This window comes from Streptomyces katrae (assembly GCF_000966975.1).
In the GTDB taxonomy this organism is placed as follows: domain Bacteria; phylum Actinomycetota; class Actinomycetes; order Streptomycetales; family Streptomycetaceae; genus Streptomyces; species Streptomyces katrae.
Map to the genome: position 1 here is coordinate 1 of NZ_JZWV01000812.1, position 1,848 is coordinate 1,848.

General features: G+C 72.0%; 2 protein-coding genes. Both read left to right on the forward strand.

Going from position 1 to position 1,848, the window contains the following annotated elements; all coding sequences use genetic code 11:
* On the forward strand, positions 1-509 hold a 509-nt coding region (locus VR44_RS27180; protein ID WP_045950251.1), incomplete at its 5' end, for an ABC transporter ATP-binding protein.
* A gap of 129 nt (positions 510-638) precedes the next feature.
* The coding region (locus tag VR44_RS27185) for a hypothetical protein (RefSeq protein ID WP_045950252.1) at positions 639-1,848 on the forward strand (1,210 nt) is incomplete at its 3' end.

Here is a 1,848-nt window from a genome sequence, read left to right on the forward strand (position 1 = left end):
TGCACCGGCCCGACCGGGGGACGGTGGTCCTCGACGGCCGCGCGGTGACCGGCTTCCGGCACCGGGCCCCGCGCTCCCTGCGCACGAGCGTCGGTGTGGTCTTCCAGCAGCCCCGGCTCTCGGCGGACCCCCGCCTCAGGCTGCGCGACCTCGTCGCGGAACCACTCCGCGCCACGGGCCGTCGTAACGAGGCGGACGCGGCGGTGGACGCCCTCGCCGGCCGGGTCGGCCTCGGGGCGGACCTCCTCGCCCGGCGCCCCCACGAGGTCAGCGACGGCCAGCTGCAGCGCGCCTGTCTGGCCCGGGCGCTGGTGCTGCGGCCGCGCTGGCTGGTGTGCGACGAGATGACCGCGATGCTCGACGCCTCCACCACGGCCGCCCTCGTCGGCGTGGTGGAGGAGTACCGGAGGGAGACCGGAGCCGGTCTGCTGGCCGTCGGACACGATCCGGTGCTGCTCGGCCGCTGGTGCGACAGCACGGCGAACTGGGGTGACATCAACCGGAGTTGATCAAGTGTTGCGCCCGTGTGAATCATCCCGCCCGTCCATGGACTCCTCGGGCAGTGCGATCTACCGTCTGGCGGCGGCGCGATGTCAGACGTGATGTCAACAACACTGGACGAGAGGGAGGAAGCCCGGATGTTCCGAAGAACGCTGAACTGCGCTGCGGTCCCCGCCATCGCCGCCCTGACGGTACTGGCGGGGACCGCCCCGGCCCACGCCGACCAGATCCCCCAGGCCCCCGGCCACCGCCTGGTCAGCCACTACGACGGCGCCCCCGCGGCCGCCGCCCCGCTGCGGGGCGAGGCCCCGCCGCAGCACCCCTTCCTCGCGCCCAACGGCCGCAGCGGCATGCACTCCGACGCCGGCGGCAGCGCCACCTCGCCCTGGTCCGGGCCGCTCGGCAGGAACCCGCGGGTCACCAGCGAGAAGATCGCCGCGCTCGGCGGGGAGTGCGCCACCGCCACCTTCGACGCGGGCGGCCGCCTCGTCACGGTCTGCGGCACCTTCTCCGGCTTCGAGGTCAAGCTCCTGGAGCCCCGTACGCTCGCCACGCTTGCGGAACACAAGCTCCCGCAGCGCTCCTCGACGGTCGAGGCGATCACCTCGCTCGACTTCTCGAAGATCTTCAAGGACACCTCCGGCGGCGCCTACTTCTACCTGGACGACCAGGACCGCGCGGTACTGGCCGACTCCCGCCAGCACGTCCTGCGCCTGGCCCACTCCCAGAACCCCGACGGGAGCTGGAGGTTCACCGTCGACGGCGACTGGGACCTCACCGGCCAGGTCCCGCACGACTGCGTCAGCTGGACCAACCTGTGGCCCAGCGGCACCTGCGACCCCGTCACCTCGGTCATGCCCGACTGGAACGGCCTCATCTGGTGGGTCACCCGCCAGGGCCGCGTCGGCACCGTGGACCCGCAGACCTCGCGCATCCGCTCCATCCGGCTGGAGGGCGAGGAGATCCAGAACTCCTTCTCGGTCGCCGAGGACGGTGTCTCCATCGTCAGCGACCACGCCCTCTACAGCTTCCACGCCGGCGCGGACGGCACCCCCGAGGCGCTGTGGCGCCAGACGTACGACCGCGGGACCGGGACCAAGCCCGGCTCCGTGAACCAGGGTTCGGGCACCACCCCGGACCTCTTCGGCAACGGCTACGTCGCCATCACCGACAACGCCGACGACCGGATGAACGTCCTGGTCTACCGGCGGGGTGCCGACGTCCCCGCCGACCGGCGGCTGGTCTGCAAGGTGCCCGTCTTCGGCTCCGGCGCCTCGACCACCGACAACTCCCTGATCACCTGGGGCAACAGCATCGTCGTCGAGAACAACTACGGCTACGAGAACG